Source organism: Oleiharenicola lentus (assembly GCF_051660365.1).
Lineage (GTDB): Bacteria > Verrucomicrobiota > Verrucomicrobiia > Opitutales > Opitutaceae > Lacunisphaera > Lacunisphaera lenta_A.
In genome coordinates, this window is record NZ_JBOZXB010000001.1 from 1,922,623 (window position 1) to 1,945,414 (window position 22,792).

Sequence of the window (22,792 nt, forward strand, 5' to 3'; positions counted from 1 at the left end):
CTTGTGCCCGGGGGCAAGAGCAGCTTGTCGATTGAGGCGTCGATCTCGATGACGGGGCCCGGGCCATCGATGCTTTCAGCGCGTCGAAAAGCGGAAGACTGTGCTGCTGGCGTAACGTTTGCCGGGACGGAGGAGGATGCTTGGGAAAGCGGGCTGGTTCACCGAGTCGGGGAAATGCTGGGGTTCGAGCACGATCGCGCCGCGATAAACGTAGGGGGTGCCGGCCTTGCCCCGGAAAGAGCCGTCGAGAAAATTGCCGCAATAAAATTGGAGGCCCGGCTCGGTCGTGAAGACCTCCAACACGCGCCCGGAGGCCGGTTCATAAACCGTCGCGGCGAGTTCGAGACCAGCGCCTTTCCGATCCAGCACCCAGTTGTGATCGTAGCCGCCTCCGAGTTTCAGTTGAGCGTGAGCCTCTCCCAGCCGTTCGCCGATGCGGCGCGGTGTCGTGAAATCGAACGGCGTTGCCGCGACCGGAGCGATCTCACCGGTTGGGATAAGCCCCTGATTCACCGGCGTGTAACGGCGTGCGTGGATCGTAAGTTCGTGCCCGAGAATGTCACCCGCGCCTTCTTCCTTGAGGTTGAAATAACTGTGGTTGCTGAGGTTGACCGGCGTCGCGCGGTCGGTGGTCGCCTCGTAATCGATGCGCAGGCCGTGATCCGGCGTCAGCGAGTAAGTCACGTGCACCTGCAGGTTGCCCGGATAACCTTCCTCCCCGTCCTTGCTCAAATAAGAGAGACGCAGCGCGGGCCGGCCAGCGACCTCGCACGGTTCGGCTTTCCACAACACCTTGTCGAAACCGACATTCCCGCCGTGCAAAGAACACGGCACGCCACCGGGCGAGTTGTTGGCGGCTAGCACATGGGGTTTGCCGTCGAGGGTGAATCGCGCGTCGGCGATGCGGTTGGCGACGCGACCGACGACGGAACCGAAATACGCGGACGAGCGGACATAACCGCCGACGTCGGAAAAGCCCAGCGCCACATCGCCGATTTTACCGGTGCGATCCGGAGTGCGGATACTGACGAGCGTGGCGCCGTAATCCATCACTTCGACGACCAGCCCGCGCGAGGATGTGAGCGTATAGAGCGTGACGGCGCGACCGTCAGCTAGTTTTCCGAATGGGCGTTGCTCGACCGGTGTGGCCGCGCCCAGCCGCAACACGATCAGAAAGAGAGCGACCGCAAAAATGAAACGAGCTGGGTTCGTCATATCGTGCGCGGATCGGGTTTCGATCCGGAGGTGAAAACGCTTTCCTGATTCGCTCGCGGCAACCGCGCAAACTTAAACCGTCTGCCGGACGACTCAAGGGTCGATCAGATCATCGGCGACGAAGATGCGATATTCTTTGATGCGACCGGGGACGTCGGCCGCGCCTTGGCGCGGAACGTAGCGAAAGCCGCCGACCACGCGCGACTGTCCGAGATCGAGAATCAAGCGATGCGGAAAGCCCGGTTGCGCCTCGCCCCATTGCGTGCGCCAGAAGTTGGCCGTCTGACCATCGATCGCGTTTTCTGCCGTGCCGTCCTCGCGTTCGCGTTCCTCGCTGTCGACATAGCCGATCGTCCACCCTTCGGTGCTCAATGGCTGGCCGTTGGCGTCGAGCAGCGCAATCTCCGCGATCGACGCCAACGGTCCTCCATCGTGGGCCGTGAGCGCTTCGAGGCAGAAATACCGACCGCGCGCCGGTGCGCCGAACCGCACCTCCTGCAAGTTCGAGCCCGCCGCAAAACTGTCCGCGTGCGCGGGCGGACCGAAATCCGTGCGCAATTTCACTTCGCGGCGCTTGGCGCGGGCGAAATCAAGTTGCGGGCGCAACTGGTCGAGGATGGGTTTCGCCAGCGCGGCGATCACCGGCTGCTCGGGGCCGAGCAAATCGAGGACGACGATCTCATTGTCGCCCGCCTTCAACCACGGACCCGGCACATACATGGTTTGCTGCGGGCCAATGTTCCAGTAGCGACCGAGGTTATGGCCATTGACCCACACGAAGCCTTTACCCCACGGACGCATATCGAGAAAACAATCGCCTGGCTGCTCGATCTTCACGGTCGCACGCCAGAAGGCCGGGACGCCGACGGCAGCCCCGGCAGGTTGCACTGCTTCGAAACGCAGTGCATCGAGCATCGCGCTGTCGAAGGGCAGACGAAAAATTTCCCAGTCCCGCAATTCCGCGGGCGCCTGATCGGCAACGGCCAGCGTGATCGGGGCGTGGATGCCTTTGCGGTCATGCACCTCTACGCCGAAGTTCACGCGGCCCATCGCCTCGACGAGAATGTCGAGTGTGACGGGGTGCGTGCGCTCGGGCAGTTGGACGCGGAAATTCCGGGAGCGACGATCGGTGAACCCGATGCGTTGTCCGTCGAGAAACACCTGGCCGACATCATGAATCGCCGCGGCTTCGAGTGTCGCCGCGGGCCCGGGCGGAAGCTGCGTGCGATAAAGAATACAGCCGTAGTCCTGGTCGTAGGCTTCCATGGTGCGCGGACGCTCTTCGGTAAGCGGTGCGGGCAAATTGCAAAATACGCGGGCCAAGCTGGTCGCCGCGACCGGAGCGATGGAGATAACGGGATTGCGCGGTGGCGGCTGGGGAATCGTCTCGCCGGGCAGCAAGTGTTGCGCGAACAGCGCGCGTGTCTGCTCGAACTGAGGCGTCACCCAACCCGCCTCGCTGATCGGTGCGTCGTAATCGTAGCTCGAGGTGTCGGGCTTGAACGGCCGGTCGGCACCGGTGAAGAAACCGAACGTCGTGCCGCCGTGCGCCATGTAGATACTGAATGACGCTCCCGCTTTTAGCATGTAACCGAGATCGGTGAGGTAGCGCGTCGGATTGCCGGTGTGATGCGGCGCGCCCCAAGTGTCGAACCAGCCGGGATAAAACTCTCCGCACATCAGCGGTCCGGTCGGCAGGATTTCACGCAAAGCCTTGAACGCGCCCTCTGGGTCGGTGCCGAAGTTCACGACGGGAAACAGGTCCGCACGGTAACCGTCCTTGAGGTGCTGCTTCGGATTGCATGCGAACAACGGCACGTCGAAGCCCGCGTCGAGCAAGGCCCCGCGAAGTTCGCCCATGTAGTCGGAGTCCTTGCCGTAGAATCCATATTCGTTTTCCACCTGCACCATGAGGATTGGCCCGCCGCGAGTGACTTGCAGCGGACCAAGTTCGCGGCCCACTTCCTTCAGGTAGCGTTTCGTGGCCTCTAGATAACGCGGGTCGCGCGTGCGCAGCTTGACGTCGTCGTGCTTGAGCAACCACCACGGCAAACCGCCCATCTCCCATTCCGCGCACGCATACGGTCCGGGCCGAAGGATCACCCACAATCCCTCCGCTTGGGCCGCGCGGCAAAAAGCCGCTGCATCGGCCTGGCCTGACCAGTTGAACTCGCCGGGCCGGGGCTCGTGCATGTTCCAGAAGAGGTAAGCGCAGACGATATTAAGGCCCATGGCCTTCACCATGCGCAGGCGGTGCTGCCAGTATTCCTGAGCCACCCGCGGTGCGTGCAATTCGCCGCAGCGAATCTGAAACGGCTTCCCGTCGAGCAGGAATTCATTCGCGCCGATTTCGAAGCGATGCGCGGGTGCGGGTGCCGCCGCAAACGCAGCTGGCATCATACCGAGGGAAAACAGCAGGGCGAGCGGCCACACGCACCGGGACAGGAGGAGCAATAAAAAGGAGTTCACGACGATGGGGTTGAGGTAGACGGCGCGCATCGGCACCGCTTGGGGAAGACGTCATCCTAGCAAATCGAACGGCTTGGCCGCGCTCCCCTATTCAGGTGAGCAGTCGGAAACGAACGCTACCGAAACATTCAAAAACCACCGAGAAGACATTAACTGAACAAAGGCAGGAATATCAGAAAAACGCCTCTGCGCCCGGCAACATGCCGGGCCTTTCGACTCCTGATTTATTTGATATGGATGATGCCGTGGCGGATGGCTTCGACCGCGGCGCCGGTCCTGTCGCGAACGCGCAATTTCAAAAAGAGCGCCTTGAGGTGCGTTTTCACCGTGTCCTCGGAAATTTCCAAGCTGGAGGCGATTTCCTTGTTGCTGCGCCCTTTCACCAACGCTTCCAGCACATCGCGCTCGCGAGCGGTCAGCGGAGGGCGTTCCACACTCCGGTTCAACTGCTCCGCCACTTGCCGCGGGAGCGTGGTCTCGCCTGCGCACACTTCACAGATGGTGCTCACGATTTCCTCAGTGGACATGTCTTTGAGGAGATAGGATTTTGCGCCCGACTGGATCGCACGGAAGATGTCCTCGTCTGCATCGTAGGTGGAGAGCACGATCACCCGTGCCTCGGGGTGCTTTTTTCGGATGGCAAGGATGGCCTCGACGCCGCCGACGCCGGGCATGCGAAGATCCATCAGCACGACGTCAGGCAGGACGTCATCGTAAACCTCGATCGCCTCCTCACCGTCCGACGCCTCCGCGATCACCTCCATACCAGGCTGGCTGCGAATCAACGCGACCAAGCCCATCCGCATGGGCGGATGGTCGTCCACGACAAGGATACGAATTGCGGTTCGGGGCGAAGCGTCTCCCATGACTGGCGGGGTAAAATCGGGTTGAGAACTCATGATGATGGGGGATGGGCAAGGGGCAAGTCCTGGGCAGCACCATTTCCGTCCGATCAATTTAACAGGTCAGCATGATCCTGCCTCTCACCCATTCGAGTGATCCCTGACCATGGACGAAAGAGTATTGCCAATGCGGAGACTGACGCCGGCCCACCACGCTCTTCCGACCGCGGGCACCCGCCAGTCGCGCGATGGTCACGCAGGGACGTTTACGACGACACGCGTGCCTTCGCCGGGGACGCTGGTGATGGCCGCGGTGCCGCCCAGCAGTTCGGCGCGCTCTACGATACCAACGAGGCCAAAGCTGCGCTGGCTGGCGTTTGTCCGCACCTCGCGCACGAAACCAACGCCATCGTCCTTGACCATCAGGTGCGCACTCCGGGCCTCGAAGGCCAGCTTGACTTCGATGCATGAAGGCCGGGCATGTTTACAGGCGTTCGTGATCGCTTCCTGACCGATGCGCAGGAGGTTGTTCTCGATCGTGGGCGGGAGACGGCGGCGCAGGCCCTCGGTTTGAAAGCGAGGCGTCACCCCCGTGCCGTCTGTCAATTGCTGCAGGATGCCGCGCAACGCCTCGGCGAGGTCGCCTTTTTCGAGCACATGGGAACGCATGTTCCAAATCGAGTCGCGCGCCTCGGTGAGCGCGGCGCGGGTGAGCTTGTGCGCGGAGGCGAGGAGCTGGCGGGCGGGCGGGCTGATCCCGTCAGCGTGCGCGCGCGTGAGTTCGAGTTGCACCGAGATGGCACCTAGGCTTTGGGAAAGCGTATCGTGGATCTCGCGCGCGAGCCGGTTGCGCTCGCTGAGGATCGCGGTGAATTCCGTCTCCGCCATCGCGCGGCGATGCTCCTGCTCACGCAGCCGCCGGCGGGAGACGAACATGACGACAGCCGCCGCGCCGATCGCGAGGGCCAGAAACCCGGAGAGCACGTAAACGATCCGCGAGGGGCTCCACCACGGCGGCGGCTGAATCACAGCCAGATCCGCCGGTGACCGCAAAAGCAGCTGGAACGAGCGCGGATCCCACAATCCACCGAGAGGGCTGCCCGTGTCGGCCACGACTGTGCAAATACCGGACACCTGGACGATGCTGCCGGGCTGCCACGCCAGCGGGACGGAATCTTTTTCTGCCAGATGCATCCGCACCCGCACAGATGTCCCCTGCCAGTCCAAGACGAGGGCTACGCTGTCGGCAAAGAGGCGGACGTCGTTCAGTCGGGCCTGCAACTGGACGAGGTCGGCATCGTGTTGCGGCACGCGCGCAGCTTTGTCCAATTGCTGCGGAGCCGGCGCGGGGCCAGCCCCGCGCCGTCGGAAGACCGCATCCTCAATGATGGGGCTATACTCGCCGAGCGCGGGAAAACCGACCACATCCACCTCATCGCCGGGATGTAGCGGATGGCGTTGCGTGGTCTCCACCCGCAAGCCACGATCGTGATCGCGAATCCAGAGAGCCGTGCCAAGTTCGTGGTGGACGACGGTGCCACGCACATGCACGCGCTGCCCGCGATCGCCGGAGAGCTGCGCAAACTGAAGGAGGCTGGCCACCGGCTGCGGTTCTCCGTCGAACGACATCTCGGGCGACGGTTTTTCCACGACGATGTCCACGCCGCGGGGAATTTGGACGAAGGGCCGCACGAACTGGCGGTTGGAATTGTGCAGATTGAAACACAATCCGCGCACGCGCACCTCGGTGCCGATGTGATCAGCAGGCGAGATGTCCTGGTCGATCTGCACGACCACGCGCGCACCGCCGACAGCGAGCGTCATCTTAAACTTCTGTCCGCCGGTGCGAGCCGGGCCCTCCGCTGGCGCGTAACGCGTGCCCGGGGGCGGCGGCGGGAGATCGCCGGGAGCCTTGAGTTCGACGCTGCGGACAATGCCGGTGAACTCGACCCACCGAGCGTCGAGTTGGCCCGTGTTCAGGTCATCGAGCGTCACCTGAATCGGATCGGGGATGCGCCCGTGCCCGACCTTGCGCACGGTGTGCGCGACGACATAGGGCGCGTAGCCGCCGGGGTCGGTGACGCCGACAATCTCCAGCAGATCGCCCCGCACCAGTCCAGCGACCTGTTCGCCAGGACCTTGGACGTAGATCCCTTCGGTCTCATCCTGCACGACAAACGCGATGCCCTCCGGATCGGCCGCGCCCATAAAAATGCCGCGCAGTCTAACAGGCAAGGCGCGCCGCGCTTCGTCGACGGCTAACGCGCGCACCTGGGTCGCCGTCGTCAGCGCGGCGGACTCAGGCGCAGCCGCGAAGCTCCAAGCATTCATCGAGAAGCAAACCACCACGGCGGCAGCGAGCCGGCAGCAGGAGCGAATTCGGAAGCGAGCATTCATTTCCAAGAAACGGGAACGCGCGCGACGATGGGAGTGGAGCAGCGAATGGCAATACTCTGGTGAAGCCTGCGCCCCGGGCCGGGCCTCCTGCATATCGCGCCCGCGTTCCGTCAAAGAGACCTTTGGGCTTCCGAGGTTGAGCATGAGCTTTGTGTCCCTACGCGGGAGCTCAGAACCCGGAAATCGCTTGGTCATCAGCTTGTCTCGCTGCTCCCGTAGCGAGCTACACCTGCATTGCGGAATTCAAGGTTACCCGTCACGCGCGATCAGGGACGCGGGGCGGTTTCGCCCCAACGCACCACGTAGGTCGTGATCGATTGGGCGGGGGTCGTCACGGAAAACCGGCCGTTGGCACCGGTGACCTTAACCTGCGGAGCCAGATCCTCCCGTGCCGAGGTCTGATAGGTCTCCACGCGCAAAGAGCCCTCGCCGAAAGCGGCGCAGTCATAGTCGCTCACGAGCGCGACCGGGCTAGGGTTGCTCGCTACGATGACGAGCTCCTTCCTTCCATCATCCCAAGCCGCGGCCGTCCCGGGGGCGTCGCTTTTGACGAGCACGGCCCCGGGCCGGATGAATTTCGAGAAGTGGCCCATGGCATGGTATTTCTTCGTCGCGGTCCAGACATGGGAGTCGCCGCCCAGATCAGCATGGATCAGTCCCCAGTTATGGCTGGACTTCGCTGCGCCGGCTTCGTCCTCGACCGCTTGCCAGAATACCCAACGCAGCGGTTGCAGGTCGCGCAGGTCGTCGATGATCTGCCCGGCTAGCGCAAGCGCGGGCCCCATGGCGGCGTGGTCGTGGGATTGACCGCCACCACCATCGACTTCCGACATGACGAGCGGTTTGCCGGCGGCGCCGGCTAGGTCGCGCAGCTCGGAGCGCCGTTCTATCGCGTAGGCATGGGCGTTGATCTGCGCGACGCAGTCACGGGTGGCCGCGTCGTAGGATTTCCAGGTCTCAATCGCGCGGTCGTAGTTATTCTCGTCGGCCGCGCTAATCTTGACGGAGTTCAGTCCGCGCTGGTCGAGGACGGAGCGCAGGTGCCGGATCAGGCGGGCCTGGGTGGGCCGCTCGAAATGGCAGCCCTCTTGGTTGCCGTTAGCGCGCCAGTAGTCCGTGAAAGGTTCGTTGAGCGGAGCAAGCGTGTCGAAACGGACGCCCCAAGCGTCGCGGAAATGTTCCACGACCTCGGCCAGGTATTCGGCGAACGCTGCCTCGTGCCGCGGGTCGAGGTTGTCAATGTTAGGATCGGCGCCGCCAGACGCGCACTGGCTCAGTGTCATCCAGTAGGGCGGCGAATTCGAAAATGCCTCCAGCCGTTTCGCGCCCCGTTTTATCGCGGCATTGAGCATCCAGCGCTGGCCCGGATCGGCGGCCCAGTCCCACGTGCCCGCTTTCGGCGCGAAGCCGTCAATCTGGCGAAACCACGACAGGTGGCGATGCTCCGGGTGATCCCCGCCCCCGATGTTATAGCGCACGACGGTCAGGCCGAGTCCGTCGGCCGAGAAGAGCGCGTCGGCGATCTGGCTCCGCTGCGGTTCGGGCCAGCGGCCGACGGCATTGGCAAACCAGCAGAGCGACGTGCCCCAGCCGTCGAATGCTGGCCCCGCATCCGGTCGAGGCAGGTTCACACGACGGGGCTCGGCAGCAGTCGAGGTCAGCGCGCCCAGCAAGAGCAGCAATCCGCAGTTCCAGAATATGGCCGGCGGGAGAACCACAGAGAACATCAGACGAGCGAGCGAGGTCATGGGATTATTGGGGTGAGAAAACGTGTTGAGTAATGAACGAAAGCGCGATGGCTAGGAAGCCGGGATAAATCTCGGTGGAGCGGCCGGGGTGCCCTGCCTCCGAGCTGACAAAACGAAGGCGGGACATCCCCCACGGATGCCCCGCCCTGTGATAAGAACCACAAACCCGATCAGAACTTGAAGGTGTTGGTGAGCTGCCAAGTCGTCTGGCTCGGGATGCGCACCTGCGCGACTGTGCCGTCTGGGTTGGCCGAGATCGGGATCAGCTCGTCGCTCGAGAACAGGTCGCGCACGTTGAGCTGGATCTCCCAGGTGACGCGATTATTGAGCTTGTGGCGATAGCCGATCCAGACGTCGTAATTGGCCTCGGACGGGCCATAGATCGGGTTGTCCACATCCGTCGCCCAGATGCCGGCGTCGGAGTTATATTTCGGCAGGTAGCCGATGGCGGTCTTGTCCTGCCAGCGGACGGCGCCGCCGACATTGACGTTCTTGAAACGCCCTTCGCTGAAGCTGTAGTTGGTCACGAAGTTGTAGCGCCATTTGCGGAGTTCGCTGACGGCCCGGCCGGTGCCGGCGAGCGCGTTCACGTAGGGTCCATACACGCTTGCCAGCATGCGCCCGCCGAAAGTGTCAATTTCGGGCGAATAGTTGATGGTTCCACCCCAGTGGCGGACGTCGGCAATCCCGTCCTGTTTCCAGTAGTTGAGCTGGTCAGTGCCGCCGGCGTTGTTGTTGAAGCCTTCCAACCAGAAATCCTTGTTCTTCGCGATGAACGCCGTCCAGTCAGGGAGAATATTGTCGCGCACGGCCGAGACTTGGGCGGCGTTGAAGGTCATGCGCCAGTTCCGAGTCGGATTGGCGGTCAGCTCGATCTCGGTGCCCTTGGAGACGAGATCGTTGGACAGCGTCAGGGTGCCCGGCGAACTGCCGTTCCAGTAAAACCTGTTGCCGTCCTGGACTTTGTTAAATCCCTGCAAAGGAGCCCAAGCCTGATCGAGTGGGCGGAACCACTGGGCATCGGTGCGGGCGGCGAACCAAGCGCGACGGTATTCGATCTCGTCGGCGGTGAGCGGCGGCGCCAGATAGGGCTGCATGGTAGAGGGATTGATCGCGCCTTCGGGAGTGTAGGTGGGATCCCCATCCACGGCTGCATGGCGGATGCGAAGGGGTTGGTTGACCAAGGTGCTAAGCTGGTTGCGCCAGTCCGCCGGCAGCGCCTGGTTGGCGATGGCCTGATCGTAAGTGCTGCCGAAAAACCACTTATTCACCAGCAACTCGCGGGTGGTTTGGCTGTCGTTCCATCCATTCTGGGTCTCCTGCATGAGGGCGTTCATGGTGCGAACCACCCCACCGGCGACCCAGCCTTTCATGCCGAAAGGATCGCTCAGCGTGGTAGTGGCCTGACTGGTCTTATACCACGTCATGCGGAGGGATACTTTGTTGTCGAGCGCAGTCACGAGGAATCCGTAGTCTTTGGTTTTGCCGGAGGGTGAAGGCAGTTGTTTGCCATAGATATCGGTGCCGACTTGGGAGGGACGGAAGCTATTGGAGTCGTTGTAGTTCAGGCTGAGGGTGATGCCCTTCGGCAGCTTCTGCTTGAACATCGCGAGGATCGGCTCCGTGTGCAGCACCGCGCCCCAACTGCGGCGTTGCTCGTTCGCCATGAGGGGGGTGGTGCCAGTGTAGTCCCATTTCGGGCTGAAGGGCATGGGAACGTTGTTGGCATCCCGGATGTAGATATTCGTCTTCTCCTGACGCTCAAACTTGTCCTTGCGCCAGCCCAGGAGCGGGACGATAGCACCGTCCAACATCTTGCCCTGCCAGACCACGGAGTTGGACCTCGTGTTGTCGTAACCCTGGCCAATGCCCGTGTAGAGCTTGTCGAGATCGTTTCCCAACTGAGGAGCTTGAGGTTGGCAGTGTGCCAGGTCTTCGTGTTGTTGTCGAAGATCAGGGCTTTGCCGGCTGCGGGGGGCGTGTGGCTCGCCGAGATGCCGTGAATCGCCGAGGAGGGGATGGCGTTGAAACTCGGATATTTCTGCAGGTTTTCGCCGATATAATGGACGCCCCACCACTGAGTATGGCTAACGGAATTCAAGAAGGGAGTGCCCAATGTGGCCGCATCCCAAGCATAGAGGTTGAACGAACGGTCGAGGTTGTCGTAGCGCTGGTTGGTAACGACGCCGGTGAACGTATGATTGCCGAGGATGCGGGCAAGCCAGCTGTCGCGGGCGAGGTAGTCGGCGGCATCAAGCTTGTAGTAGGCAGTGGCGCGCCAAGCCTCGCGGTCCTCGCGCTTCATGTTGCCGCTGGACGGACTAACGATATAGGGCCGGCCGACGTCGGGATTGGGGCCATCGTCGCGGAGGGTGGCGTTGACATCCACAGTCACACGGGGCGAGTCGATCAAATTGGCGTATCCGGAACGGTAGCTTTCCTTGTAATAGCCGACATTGAATCCGAGGCGGTCGCTGAAATAGGTTTGTGAACCCGACAGGTCGATCGAGTCGAAGTTGTTCCATTCCTTCTTGTTCGGGCCCGACATCGTCTGGTCGATGAAGGCCAGGGGGCCGGAGAGGATCATCTGCTGGGGCCAAACGCTGGTGCCGAAACCGGTGAAGGTCTTGCCGGTCGCCTTCTGGTAATCGTTGATGATTTTCGTGATGGCCGCGTTGTTAGCGAAGTAAGCCGCAGTGTCCTTGTTCCACGCACCCGGGCCGCCTTCGTCCAGATTGGGATTCGTCACGCCGCTGAGACCGCCCCAAGGGTCGCCGTCGCGCTGACGGTAGGCATCCATGCGACCGTTGCCGATGGCACCGGTGGTGGGATTCTGATAAATCGTGCCCGGGGAATCGTTCCACCAGTCTCGCGCCGGGGCGCCGGCGAAATAGTGCCTCAATTCGGGATGCGACGTGCCGTTCGGCTCCTGAGGCGTGCCATTGTTCGTCAGCGGATTATACATCAGGTATTTGTTGAGCGGGCCGAACCAGTTCGAGATGAAGTCGGCAGCGGTGACTGGGACCGGGCGGTTGGCGTTAATCCGGCCGGTCTCGCCCTTGATGTCGATCTGGGTGAACACGCCTTGGGCGAGCTTTGGCTGCCAGCGGAGCGCACCGTAGAGGCGCCGATCCTTGTTAAAGGTGAAGTCCTGCCGGAATTTTTCCTGGTCGTTCAGACCGCTGATGCGTAGGCCGAGCTGGTTTTTGACCAGCGGCACGTCCACGTCCAGCACCTGCCGGTATGAGCCGTAGCTGCCGATGCGGAACTGCGCCTCGCCGCCGAACTTGTCCAAGTCCGGCTCTTTGAGTGTGTTGTTGATGATGCCCGCTGGGCTGCCGAGACCAAAGAGGATGGAATTGGGGCCGCGCTGGATATCGACGCGCGAAGTGTTATACGAGTCCATCGGAATGCCCGTGCTGTAGAAATTGCGCGTCAGATCCGCGGTATCGAGACCGCGCACACGGGTGCCGCTCTGGGGGTTGACCAGCATCCGGGCGCGATAGCTGCCGTCTTCGGCGTTGCCGCCGTAGTAGTTGCCGCCGATGCCCGCAACCTCAGTGCTTGTCGTATAGACGAGGATGTCCTGGAGGTTGGAGGATCCCGTGTCCTTCATGAACTCTGCGGTGACCACCTGGATGGCCGAGGCTACGTCTTTTAGTTCCGTATTCAGGCGCGAACCGGCGAGCGACGAAGTCGCCGCGTAGCCCACGTCCTTACTCGTGGAGACCTGAAACGGAGCGAGTTGGAGGACCTCTCCATGAGCCTTTTCCTCGGATTTTTTTTCCTCAGATTTTTTCTTTTCGTCGCTAGCTGGGGTGGTCTGGGCCTGCACCGCAGGCATGGCCCAAGCCGCGGCAAAGGTGGCGATGGCTAGGATCGCGCCGCGGCGTCTCCCGCGAAGGCGATCGGGTTCTCGTAGTGAGAGGGTGTTAATGACGCAGGATAACATGGTGGGGTCGAAGCAGACAGGCCGAGTTTGTGTTAGCCTAAGGTAACGCCGAACCAGCAAGCCGTTTCGGAGCAGGTGCTCAAATCGAAAGCGGTGTCGCTTGGAGCGAGCCGGGGGCGGGGCCAGAGGTGTTGGGGTTTAAAAGCGAGCCAGAACAGTCCAAGCCATCGCAGTGAAACGGGGCTCGGATCGTGAGGCAGGCTCGCGGAGATGAGCGGATACTAGTCAAACCACCCTGATTCCACTATCCCCTGTTCGGGTGAGCCATTTTGTTTGAAGACGGCGGCAGGTCGACAGGACCAACACGCCGCCCCGACGGTCCGCGCAGCCCAGCCGCGTTCCGTCGATATTCCTCTCTCTCTTCACCGGTTGAAAGCAGTGCCCCGTCCCACCAGCTCGCAGCTGGAGATGTTTTAACAGCCCGCCCGTTTTTGCTTTCGGTGCGCGCCGCGTGTGTCTTGGGTGTGGCCACTTTTATGAGCGAAGACCTTCTCAAAGCCATTCACCAAGAACTCGTCCAAATCCGCCAGCTGCTCGCGAGCGGTCAATCCAGCCAGGCCCGCAACAGCACGCCGGCGCGTTCGAGTTCTTCGTCTTCAAGCTACGCTTCCTCATCGAGTTCGCGCGGCAGCGAAGAAGTCCCGCAGCCGAGCGAAGTCATCGCTAACGCGGGTGACGTGCAGGTGCACTTCGGCAAAAACAATGGCGTCGCCCTCTCGAAACTCGGCGAGCGTTCGCTCTCGTGGTATGCGCAGGAACAAGCCCCGCGCCTCGACAGCAGCGGTAACCCTTACCCGCCGCGCCCGCAGGAAACCACCTTGCGCAACGCTGCGCGCACCCTCTGGCACCAAAACAAAGGCACGCTCGGTGCCGCGCCCGCGGCCAAGTCTTCATCTTCGGGCGACGATTTCTCAGAATCGCCGTCATCCTCATCGTCGCATCCGTCCGACGAAGAAGCGCTGCCGTTTTAATTAATTCCCTGCCGCGCCAGCCGGTCGACTCCCTGCTGGCGAATGTGCAGTGCGCCAAAAATAATCACGGCACCGACAGCTACGAACCACCACGGCAATTTGCTGACGCCCTGCGCGAAGCCGATGCCGATCGCCGACCCGCCCCAACCCGCGATGCTATAAATCGCCGCCGCCAACCACGGTCGCATGCCGCGCGCCGGATAAAACACCAGCGCCGCCGAATACGCCGACACTGCCGCCGTGTAGAGGATCGCCCCTTGCGCGAAGGCATGACTGCCCGAGTCCAAAAGATAACACGCCGCCATCAACGCGACCGCTGCGCACGCCACCACGCCGCTCATCCAGCGACGATCCAGCGCGTAGCCGGCGAGCAAGGCCGCGAGCAAATGAACGCCCGCGTTCACCATAAGCCCCGCGTTTTCCGCCCAGACTTCCTGCCGCAACGACGGCACATGCTGGATCAGGTAAAACGCCGCCGAGTCCAGGCACACCAACGCGAGGAACAACGCCACCCACACCACCATGCCCGGCCGCGTATAATCATATCCCGCTGGTTTGTCTGGGGGCGCATTTAAGGTGAGCTTCTTCGCCGCCACGATTCCCGCCAACGCCGCCATCAACGCCGTGATCGCTTGGATTTTCGCGGTGGCATTAAACACCTGCGGCAAATTACACGTCGCATACGCCAGTCCGGTGCCGAGGCCGATTAACGTGCCGAGTTGCTCGCCGCCGAGCACACGTCGCAGCATGCACGCCAGCGTCACCGTCGTCAGTCCCAGCCCGAGCCCGACGAGCACGGCCACCACCAAAAAAAGCGCGAACGACTGCGGCGCGAGCGACACCGCCGCAGCCGCCGCGCAGATCGCGTAACCCGTGATCAATCGCGACACCGCTTTTTGCACCGAATACCCTTTCGCCGCGAGCGCGCTTCCGCCCATGCCGGCCAATCCCATGCATGCCATGATGACTTTCATCGACGCCGCAGTCGTGCCGGCTTCAGTCACCGCTTTTAAAAAGCCAAACTGGGCGAACACCAAAAAGTAAACATACGTCAGTGTCACCGATGCCGTCGCCGCAATCACCACGTCGCGCTTTAGCTTGAATTTCTCTTCAAATATCACGTGCGTCGGACAGTGCGTTGCCCGGCTCGTCGCACAAGGCACATCTCCCCAAACGCCTATTTTTAGTGGGTAAAATTTTATCCGCCGACCTGAAACCCCGGCTAAACCGCCCGCCCGCCACGTGGTTCATGTGACACGCTCGCTCGGAGAAAATTCTTGCCGGAACACGCCACCCGCTACATCAGTCCAGCCTCAACCCATGGTTTTCAACCATCACCACCATCACACGAGCTAGCCTCCCCACCCGGGAAGGCTTGAAGCGCCTTGCCCGTGGATGATGGAAATTAATTTCCGAGCCCCCGGCAGGTATAAACCTCCGGGGGTTCTGCTTTTTTATTCACCAAACTCCGCTCAAGTTTCTTCCTTTCCTCGCTCCTCGCTCAGCTATCCACTCTTAACTCTTTTTCCTTCCCGCCATGACCTTCACGCTACCCAAAGACCGTCTCCGCCTCGCCATCCAAAAGAGCGGCCGCCTTTCCACCGACTCGCTCGACCTCCTCAAGGCCTGCGGCATCAAGGTCAAATCGGCCAAGGAAAAACTCCTCCTCCACGCCGACAACTTCCCCATCGATATTCTGTTCGTGCGTGACGACGACATCCCGCAACTCGTCATGGATGGCGTGTGCGATCTCGGCATCGTCGGCCAAAACGTCCTCGAAGAAGCCGCGCTCGAGCGCCGCAGCGCCGGCACCGCCGGGGGTTACGAAGTGGAACGCTCACTCGATTTTGGCAGCTGCCGCCTCTGCATCGCACTGCCCGAAGAACGTGCTTACACCAGCGTCCAGGACCTCGCCGGTCAGCGCGTCGCCACGTCTTATCCGCAAATCACGAAACGCTACCTCGAACAAAAAGGTGTGAAAGCCGAGGTTGTCCAACTCAGCGGCTCTGTGGAAATCGCCCCGCGCCTCGGCCTCGCCGACGTGATTTGCGATCTCGTTTCCAGCGGCTCCACGCTCGAAGCGAACAAACTCCGCGCCGTCGAAACCATCTTCAAAAGCACCGCCGCGCTGATCCGCAACCAGCGGCCACTCAACCCCGAGAAAGCCCACGCACTTGAGATCGTGCTCCGCCGCCTCGACGGCGTGCAAAAAGCCGCCGGCACCAAATACATCATGCTCCACGCCCCCAAAGCGTCGCTTGAGCAGATCAAAAAATTCCTGCCCGGCTCCGAAAACCCGACCGTCCTCCCGCTCGCCGGCGACGACACCAAAGTCGCCGTCCACGCCGTGTGCTCCGAAGACGTTTTCTGGGAAACCATGGAGTCGCTCAAACAAGCCGGCGCCTCCAGCATCCTCGTGCTCCCGATCGAAAAGATGATGCTCTAAATAATCTTACTCTTTCCTCTTAATCTTTCTCTTTCTCTCGAAAGCCCACCGCCACCGCTCCGATTCAAGATTAAGATAAAGAGTAAGAGAACGATTTTCGTGAAACCCCTCCTCTGGAAAACCCTCTCCGCCCGCGCTCGTGCCGACGCCCTCCGCCGGCCGGCCCAAACCGCGCAGCCACAAATCGCCGCGACGGTCACGGCGATCATCGCCGAGGTGCGCCGCAACGGCGACGCCGCGCTGCGCTCGCTCACGGAAAAATTTGACGGCGTTAAACTGCGGTCGCCGCGCGTCACGCCCGCGGAATTCGCATTCGCGGAAAAATCACTGTCCACCGCCGATAGATCCGCGCTGCGCCGCGCCTACGCCAATATCCGCACCTTCCACGCCGCGCAAAAGCCCGCCGCGCTCCGCGTGGAAACGATGCCCGGCATCGTGTGTGAAAAAGTTTCCCGCCCCATCGGCCGCGTCGGCCTCTATGTGCCCGGCGGCAGCGCCACATTGCCCTCGACCGCGCTGATGCTCGGCGTGCCGTCGCAACTCGCCGCCAATCCCGTGCGCGTGCTCTGCACGCCGCCCGCGAAAGATGGCACCGTCAACGCGTGGATTCTTTTCGCCGCCAAACTTTGCGGTGTCACCGAAATCTACAAAGTCGGCGGCGCGCAGGCGATCGCCGCGATGGCTTACGGCACCACGACGATTCCGAAATGCGATAAACTCTTCGGCCCCGGCAACGCGTTTGTCACCGAGGCAAAGTTGCAAGTGTCGCGCAACGCCGACGGCGCCGCGTTCGATCTGCCCGCCGGTCCGTCCGAAGTGCTCGTCATTGCCGACGACCGCGCCACGCCCGCCTTCGTCGCCGCGGATTTGCTTTCGCAAGCCGAGCACGGCGCGGATTCCCAAGTCATCCTCGTCACACTCTCCGCAAAATTTGCCGCGCTCGTTTCCGCCGAGTTGGAAAAACAGCTCGCCGATCTCCCGCGCGCCGCGACCGCGCGCAAAGCGCTCGAACGCAGCCGCTGTTTCGTGGCTACCCACCTCGCCGAAGCCGTCACGATCGCCAACGCCTACGCGCCCGAACACTTGATTCTTCAAGTCGCCAACCCGCGTGCGTTGCTCGCGGACATCACGACCGCCGGCTCCGTGTTCCTCGGCGACTGGACGCCTGAATCGCTCGGCGATTACGCGAGCGGCACGAATCACGTGTTGCCGACCTACGGCTGGGCGCGCGTCTGCAGCGGCCTCGGTCTCGTCGATTTCCAACGCACGATGACCGTGCAAACCGCCGCGCGCTCCGGCTTGAAAAAACTCGGCCCCGTTGTCGAACGCCTCGCGCTCGCCGAAGGCCTCGCCGCCCATCAACGCGCCGTCCGCGTGCGCCTCGATTCACTGAACGGATGAACACCGCACGCAAAACGGTAGGGACCGACCTCCGGGCGGGCCGATTCGAGGTAGGGGCGGTTATCCCTAACCGCCCTTTCAGCGCGTCCGAAAATCCTGAGATGACCGTTAAGGATAACGGTCCCTACCCTCAAACGCCATGAATTCGTCCGTCGACTCCGTTCTCGCCCTCGTCCGTCCCGACATCCTCGCGCTGACCGCCTACAGCTCCGCGCGCAAAGAATCAAAAGGCGGCCGCGTGTGGCTCGACGCGAACGAAAATCCTGAAACTCCCTCTGCACACCAGCAACTGCTCAACCGTTACCCGGAGCCACAACCGTCCGATCTCCTCGCGAAACTCGCGACGCTCTACGGCGTGTCGCCGACGCAGGCGCTCGTCACGCGTGGTTCCGACGAAGGCATCGATTTGCTCCTGCGCACATTTTGCCGCGCCGGCCAAGACGCGATCCTGATTACACCGCCGACCTACGGCATGTATGTTGTCGCCGCCGGCATCCAAGGCGCGAGCGTCGTTAAAGTCCCACTCGTGCAGGCAAAAAATTTCGCGCTCGATGCCGAAGCTGTCATCGCAGCCGCACTCGCCAACGCGGCGGTGAAACTCGTTTTCCTCTGCACGCCGAACAACCCAACAGGCAATCTGCTCAATCGCGCGGATGTGTTGAAAGTCACGCGTGCGCTTGCCGGTCGCGCCGTCGTCGTGGCGGACGAAGCTTACGTCGATTTTTCCGGCCAGCCGAGTCTCGCTTCCGAAATCGGCGCGAATCCCAATCTCGTCGTTCTCCGCACGCTCTCGAAAGCCTTCGGCCTCGCCGGTGCGCGGGTGGGCACGACGATTGCCGATCCCGCCGTCATCGCGGTGCTGCAAAAAGTCATCGCGCCCTACCCGATTCCCGCGCCCGTGGTGCAAGCCGCTCTCGCCGCACTTTCCGCCGACGGCCTCGCCGCGGCGAGCGCTTCGGTGGCGTTGTTGATTTCCGAGCGCGTCCGACTGGCCGCGGCACTGCCGAAATTGGCAGCCGTGAAAGAACTTTGGCCAAGCGATACGAATTACCTGCTCCTCGAAGTCGCTGACGCCGCCAAAACGATGGCTGCCGGTCGTGCCGCCGGCGTGATCTGGCGCGATCGCCAGAAAGACGTTCCGAACACCATCCGCATCACCGTCGGTTCGCCCGACGAAAACAACGCCACGCTGGAGGTTCTCGCCCGTGTCTAATCCAAATCTTTCTCGTTCTCTTAATCTTTCACTTTCTCCGTTCGAGGCAGGGCCCGACCTCCGGGCGGGCCGCAATGATGCACGCCGACAACCAGCCTGCCCGGAGGTCAGGCCCTACCCCGCTTTGCGCCATGTCTAAAAAAATTCTTTTCATCGACCGCGACGGCACGCTCATCGCCGAGCCTTTCGACCAGCAAGTCGACCGCCTCGACAAGTTCGTGCTCGAGCCCGACACCATCCCCGCACTACTGCGCTGCCGCGACGCCGGCTACACGTTCGTGATGGTCACGAACCAGGACGGCCTCGGCACGCCGAGTTTTCGCGAGGAGGAATTTCGTCCGCCGCAAAAACTGCTGCTCGATATTCTTTCGTCTCAAGGCATCGAGTTCGAAGCCATCCGCGTCTGCCCGCACACGCCCGCCGACCGTTGCGATTGCCGCAAACCCAAGGTTGGTCTGCTGCTCGATTATTTGAAGGACACGACGTGGTCGCGTGAAAACTCCGCAGTCATCGGCGACCGCGAAACCGACATCACGCTCGCTCAAAACCTCGGCGTGAAAGGCATCCGTTACGACCGCAAGAAGCTCGGCTGGACGGAAATCGCCCGCCAGCTCGTCGACGCCCCGCGACGCGCCACCATCGTGCGCAACACCAAGGAAACGAAAATCAGCGTCACCGTCGATCTCGACGCGCCTGCGCCGATCCAACTTTCCACCGGCCTCGGTTTCTTCGACCACATGCTCGAACAGATCGCCCGCAACGCTGGCATCAGTCTCGTCATCACGTGCGAAGGTGATCTCCACATCGACGAACACCACACCATTGAAGATACCGGCCTCGCGCTTGGGACCGCGTTGCGTCAGGCACTTGGCGATAAACGCGGCATCGGTCGTTACGGATTCGTGATGCCGATGGACGAAGCCCTCGCGCAAGTCGCGCTCGATCTCAGCGGGCGCGCGTGGCTCACCTTCGACGCAAAATTTCCACGCGAGAACGTCGGCGAGATGCCGACCGAGATGGTTTCCCATTTCTTCAAATCCGTCTGCGACAATCTCGCGCTCACGATGAACATGAGCGTCACCGGCGACAACACGCATCACATGATCGAGGCCTTGTTCAAAGGCTTCGGCCGCGCGTTGCGTCCCGCGCTCGCGCGCGGCGCCGGCACGGAAATCCCGAGTTCAAAGGGCGTGCTCTAACCTCGTTCTCTTTCTCTTAATCTTTCTCGTTCTCTCCTTGTGTCTATTTCCCTAGCCATCGTCGACAGCGGCGGCGCTAACATCGCCTCGGTGCGTTTCGCGCTTGAGCGACTTGGCATTGCCAGCGAACTCACGGCTGATCCTACCGTCATTCGCAACGCCGAACGCGTAATCCTGCCCGGTGTCGGCGCCGCGCAGGAAGGCATGAAAAAGTTACGCGCAAAAAATCTCATCGAGTGCGTGCGCTCGCTCACGCAACCCGTAATCGGTTTCTGCCTCGGTGAACAATTGCTGTTCGATTCCTCCGAAGAAGGCGACACGCCGTCGCTCGGCATAATTCCTGGTCGCGTGGCGCGCATCCCTGACGGCGTCGGCATCACGGTGCCACACATGGGTTGGAACACGCTCGAAGTGTTGCGCGACACTCCGTTGCTCAAAGGCATCGCGAAAGATGCGCGATTCTATTTCGTGCACAGTTTCGCCGGCCCGGTGAATGAGTTCACCCTCGCGACGGCTACGCACGGCGTGCCATTTGCTGCGGTGGTGCAGCGTAAAAATTTCTACGGCGTGCAATTTCACCCGGAACGCTCGGGCACCGCGGGCGCACAGTTGTTGAAAAACTTTTTGGAGATTTCCGTATGATCATTTATCCCGCAATCGATCTTCGCGGTGGCCGCGTGGTTCGCCTGACTGAGGGCAAATTCGACCAGGAGAAATCCTACGGCACCGATCCGCTCGCCGTGGCGCGCGAATTCAAAGCTGCCGGCGCCGAATGGCTGCACGTCGTCGATCTCGACGGCGCCAAGGATCCACTCAAACGCCAGATCGAACTCGTGGAGCAAATCGCCCGTGGCAGCGGCCTGCGCATGCAGACCGGCGGCGGCATCCGCGACGAAGCCCAAGTCTCCACGCTGATCGCGGCCGGCGCGGAACGCGTCATCGTCGGCAGCCTCGCCGTTAAAAATCCGGCACTCGTCAAGGGCTGGCTGGTTAAGTTCGGCCCCGAGCGCATCATCCTTTCGCCGGATGTGCGCCTCGATGCCGATGGCATCCCGCGGATCGCGGCGGTCGGCTGGCAGGAAAGCACCGGCGTCGCGCTCGACGATTTTCTCAACGACTACGTTGCCGCCGGTCTCGCCCACATTCTTTGCACCGACATCAGTCGCGACGGCAAACTCACCGGACCAAACAGCGCACTCTACGCGCAGCTCGTGAAAAAATTTCCAACGCTGCAAATCCAGGCTTCCGGCGGCGTGTCGTCGCTCGAGGATTTGCGCGTCCTCAAAACCACCGGCAGCACCGGCGCAATCGTCGGCCGCGCACTCTACGAAAAGAAATTCACGCTGCAGGAGGCGCTCGCATGCTAGCCCGCCGCATCATTCCGTGTCTCGACGTGCGCGACGGCCAGGTCGTCAAAGGCACGCAATTCCGCGATCACGAAATCGTCGGCGATATTATCGAGCTTTCGCAGCGCTACCGCGACGAAGGCGCCGATGAACTCGTTTTCTACGACATCACCGCCAGCAGCGACGGTCGCACCGTGTCCACGGAATGGGTGACACGCGTTGCTCGCGTGATCGACATTCCGTTCTGCGTTGCCGGCGGGATCCGCACACTCGACGGCGCACGCGCCATTTTGCACGGCGGCGCCGACAAGATCTCCATCAACTCACCCGCGCTCGAAAATCCCGCGCTTATTTCCGAACTCGCCAACGAGTTTGGTTCACAATGCGTCGTCGTCGGCATCGATAGCCGTCAGGAAGACGGCGGCTACTTCGTCAAACAATACACCGGCGATCCGACCAAGACGCGCGCGACCCGCTGGGGCACCATCGCGTGGGCCGCGGAAGCGCAACGCCTCGGCGCCGGCGAAGTCGTGCTTAACTGCATGAACCAGGACGGCATGAAACGCGGCTACGATCTGGAGCAACTCAAACGCGTGCGCGCCGTCCTCCATATTCCGCTCGTGGCGTCCGGCGGCGCGGGCACGCCCGAACATTTCCGCGACGCCTTCGCGTTAGCCGGCGTCGACGGCGCACTCGCCGCCTCCGTGTTTCACAAAGGCACGATCAAAATCCCCGACCTTAAACAACAACTGACTGCCGACGGCGTGATCGTCCGAACCTAATTTTTAACCACGAATGGACACAAATTCACACGAATGGCCGGAAAAGCATGTTCAGAATTCGTGTCTGTTCGTGTCCATTCGTGGTTAAGCCTCCTATGAAAAATCTTAAAATTGACTGGAAAAAAACTGGCGGCCTTGTGCCCGCCGTCGTGCAGGACGCCGCCACGCTGCAAGTCCTCATGCTCGGCTACATGAACGCCGAGGCACTGAAGAAAACGCTGTCGTCAAAAAAAGTGACGTTCTTCAGTCGCACAAAAAATCGCCTCTGGACGAAAGGCGAGTCGTCGAAAAATTTCCTGCACCTCGTCGACATCAAGGTGGATTGCGACAACGATACCCTGCTCGTCACCGCGCGGCCCGACGGCCCGACCTGCCACAACGGCACGACGAGTTGCTTCGGCGACGAAGGTGCCAGCGGCGTCGGTTTTCTCGCGCACCTGGAGCAAGTCATCGGTGCTCGCATCAAAAGCGGCGACACGTCGAGCTACACCGTGCGTCTCGCCAAGGAAGGCGTCACGCGCGTCGCGCAGAAAGTCGGTGAAGAAGGCGTCGAGACCGCACTTGCGGCTGTCACCGCAAACTCGAAAGAGTTCACCGGCGAAGCCGCCGACTTGTTGTATCACCTCATCGTGTTGCTCCGCGTGAAAAAACTTTCGCTCCACGACGCCATCGCTGTGCTCCAGAAGCGCCACGCGCCGAAGAAGTAATTTTTTTGAAGGCGGTAGGGCCCGACCTCCGGGCGAGCCGTGAACACACGCGATGACGCTTAGGCGGGCCAACGATCTCGTCCTACCCGCAATTCTTCTTCGTG

17 protein-coding genes are annotated in these 22,792 nt (G+C 61.7%); 9 read left to right on the forward strand and 8 right to left on the reverse strand.

The window, feature by feature from the left end; translation table 11 throughout:
* Positions 1-75 precede the first annotated feature (75 nt).
* From ACRRQW_RS07085 to ACRRQW_RS07115, 7 genes are all read right to left on the reverse strand, one after another.
* A complete protein-coding gene (locus ACRRQW_RS07085) occupies positions 76-1,215 on the reverse strand; it encodes an aldose epimerase family protein (protein WP_438480574.1) in 1,140 nt (379 codons plus the stop codon).
* A 93-nt stretch (positions 1,216-1,308) separates the two neighbouring features.
* Entirely contained in the window at positions 1,309-3,714 is a 2,406-nt protein-coding gene (locus ACRRQW_RS07090; RefSeq protein ID WP_438480575.1) for a beta-galactosidase, read from the reverse strand.
* A gap of 194 nt (positions 3,715-3,908) precedes the next feature.
* Entirely contained in the window at positions 3,909-4,550 is a 642-nt protein-coding gene (locus ACRRQW_RS07095) for a response regulator (RefSeq protein ID WP_438480576.1), read from the reverse strand.
* A gap of 228 nt (positions 4,551-4,778) precedes the next feature.
* Positions 4,779-6,857 (reverse strand): sensor histidine kinase, encoded by a 2,079-nt coding sequence (locus tag ACRRQW_RS07100; RefSeq protein WP_438480577.1) that lies wholly within the window; start codon positions 6,855-6,857, stop codon positions 4,779-4,781.
* A 332-nt stretch (positions 6,858-7,189) separates the two neighbouring features.
* The gene (locus tag ACRRQW_RS07105; RefSeq protein ID WP_438480578.1) at positions 7,190-8,671 is read right to left on the reverse strand and encodes a glycoside hydrolase family 30 protein; all 1,482 of its coding nucleotides are present in this window, start codon (positions 8,669-8,671) and stop codon (positions 7,190-7,192) included.
* Positions 8,672-8,841: 170 nt separating this feature from the next.
* On the reverse strand, positions 8,842-10,338 hold the full coding sequence (locus ACRRQW_RS07110) for a hypothetical protein (RefSeq protein ID WP_438480579.1): 1,497 nt from the start codon (positions 10,336-10,338) through the stop codon (positions 8,842-8,844).
* Entirely contained in the window at positions 10,236-12,623 is a 2,388-nt protein-coding gene (locus tag ACRRQW_RS07115; protein ID WP_438480580.1) for a TonB-dependent receptor plug domain-containing protein, read from the reverse strand. The genes ACRRQW_RS07110 and ACRRQW_RS07115 overlap by 103 nt, the downstream gene beginning before the upstream one ends.
* Before the next feature lie 476 nt (positions 12,624-13,099).
* On the opposite strand from ACRRQW_RS07115, the gene ACRRQW_RS07120 reads away from it, so the two are divergent.
* Positions 13,100-13,594: a hypothetical protein gene (locus ACRRQW_RS07120; RefSeq protein ID WP_438480581.1), complete on the forward strand. Its 495-nt coding sequence runs from the start codon at positions 13,100-13,102 to the stop codon at positions 13,592-13,594.
* Here ACRRQW_RS07120 and ACRRQW_RS07125 read toward each other — a convergent pair.
* On the reverse strand, positions 13,591-14,715 hold the full coding sequence (locus ACRRQW_RS07125; RefSeq protein ID WP_438480582.1) for a hypothetical protein: 1,125 nt from the start codon (positions 14,713-14,715) through the stop codon (positions 13,591-13,593). The genes ACRRQW_RS07120 and ACRRQW_RS07125 overlap by 4 nt on opposite strands.
* A 416-nt stretch (positions 14,716-15,131) precedes the next feature.
* Between ACRRQW_RS07125 and hisG the strand changes: the two genes are divergently transcribed.
* The 8 genes from hisG (at position 15,132) to hisIE (ending at position 22,688) form a co-directional block, all read left to right on the forward strand.
* A complete protein-coding gene (gene hisG / locus ACRRQW_RS07130; protein ID WP_438480583.1) occupies positions 15,132-16,040 on the forward strand; it encodes an ATP phosphoribosyltransferase in 909 nt (302 codons plus the stop codon).
* A 99-nt stretch (positions 16,041-16,139) separates the two neighbouring features.
* The gene (hisD, locus tag ACRRQW_RS07135; RefSeq protein ID WP_438480584.1) at positions 16,140-17,441 is read left to right on the forward strand and encodes a histidinol dehydrogenase; all 1,302 of its coding nucleotides are present in this window, start codon (positions 16,140-16,142) and stop codon (positions 17,439-17,441) included.
* A 139-nt stretch (positions 17,442-17,580) separates the two neighbouring features.
* Entirely contained in the window at positions 17,581-18,654 is a 1,074-nt protein-coding gene (gene hisC / locus ACRRQW_RS07140; RefSeq protein WP_438480585.1) for a histidinol-phosphate transaminase, read from the forward strand.
* A gap of 131 nt (positions 18,655-18,785) precedes the next feature.
* Positions 18,786-19,853, forward strand: coding sequence for a bifunctional histidinol-phosphatase/imidazoleglycerol-phosphate dehydratase HisB (hisB, locus tag ACRRQW_RS07145; RefSeq protein ID WP_438480586.1), 1,068 nt, complete (start codon positions 18,786-18,788; stop codon positions 19,851-19,853).
* A 39-nt stretch (positions 19,854-19,892) separates the two neighbouring features.
* Complete coding sequence (gene hisH / locus ACRRQW_RS07150; RefSeq protein ID WP_438480587.1) at positions 19,893-20,495, forward strand: imidazole glycerol phosphate synthase subunit HisH; 603 nt, start codon at positions 19,893-19,895, stop codon at positions 20,493-20,495.
* A complete protein-coding gene (hisA, locus tag ACRRQW_RS07155; RefSeq protein ID WP_438480588.1) occupies positions 20,492-21,220 on the forward strand; it encodes a 1-(5-phosphoribosyl)-5-[(5-phosphoribosylamino)methylideneamino]imidazole-4-carboxamide isomerase in 729 nt (242 codons plus the stop codon). The genes hisH and hisA overlap by 4 nt, the downstream gene beginning before the upstream one ends.
* On the forward strand, positions 21,214-21,981 hold the full coding sequence (hisF, locus tag ACRRQW_RS07160; protein ID WP_438480589.1) for an imidazole glycerol phosphate synthase subunit HisF: 768 nt from the start codon (positions 21,214-21,216) through the stop codon (positions 21,979-21,981). Before hisA ends, hisF begins: the two co-directional genes overlap by 7 nt.
* A 95-nt stretch (positions 21,982-22,076) precedes the next feature.
* Complete coding sequence (hisIE, locus tag ACRRQW_RS07165) at positions 22,077-22,688, forward strand: bifunctional phosphoribosyl-AMP cyclohydrolase/phosphoribosyl-ATP diphosphatase HisIE (RefSeq protein WP_438480590.1); 612 nt, start codon at positions 22,077-22,079, stop codon at positions 22,686-22,688.
* Positions 22,689-22,792: the final 104 nt, after the last annotated feature.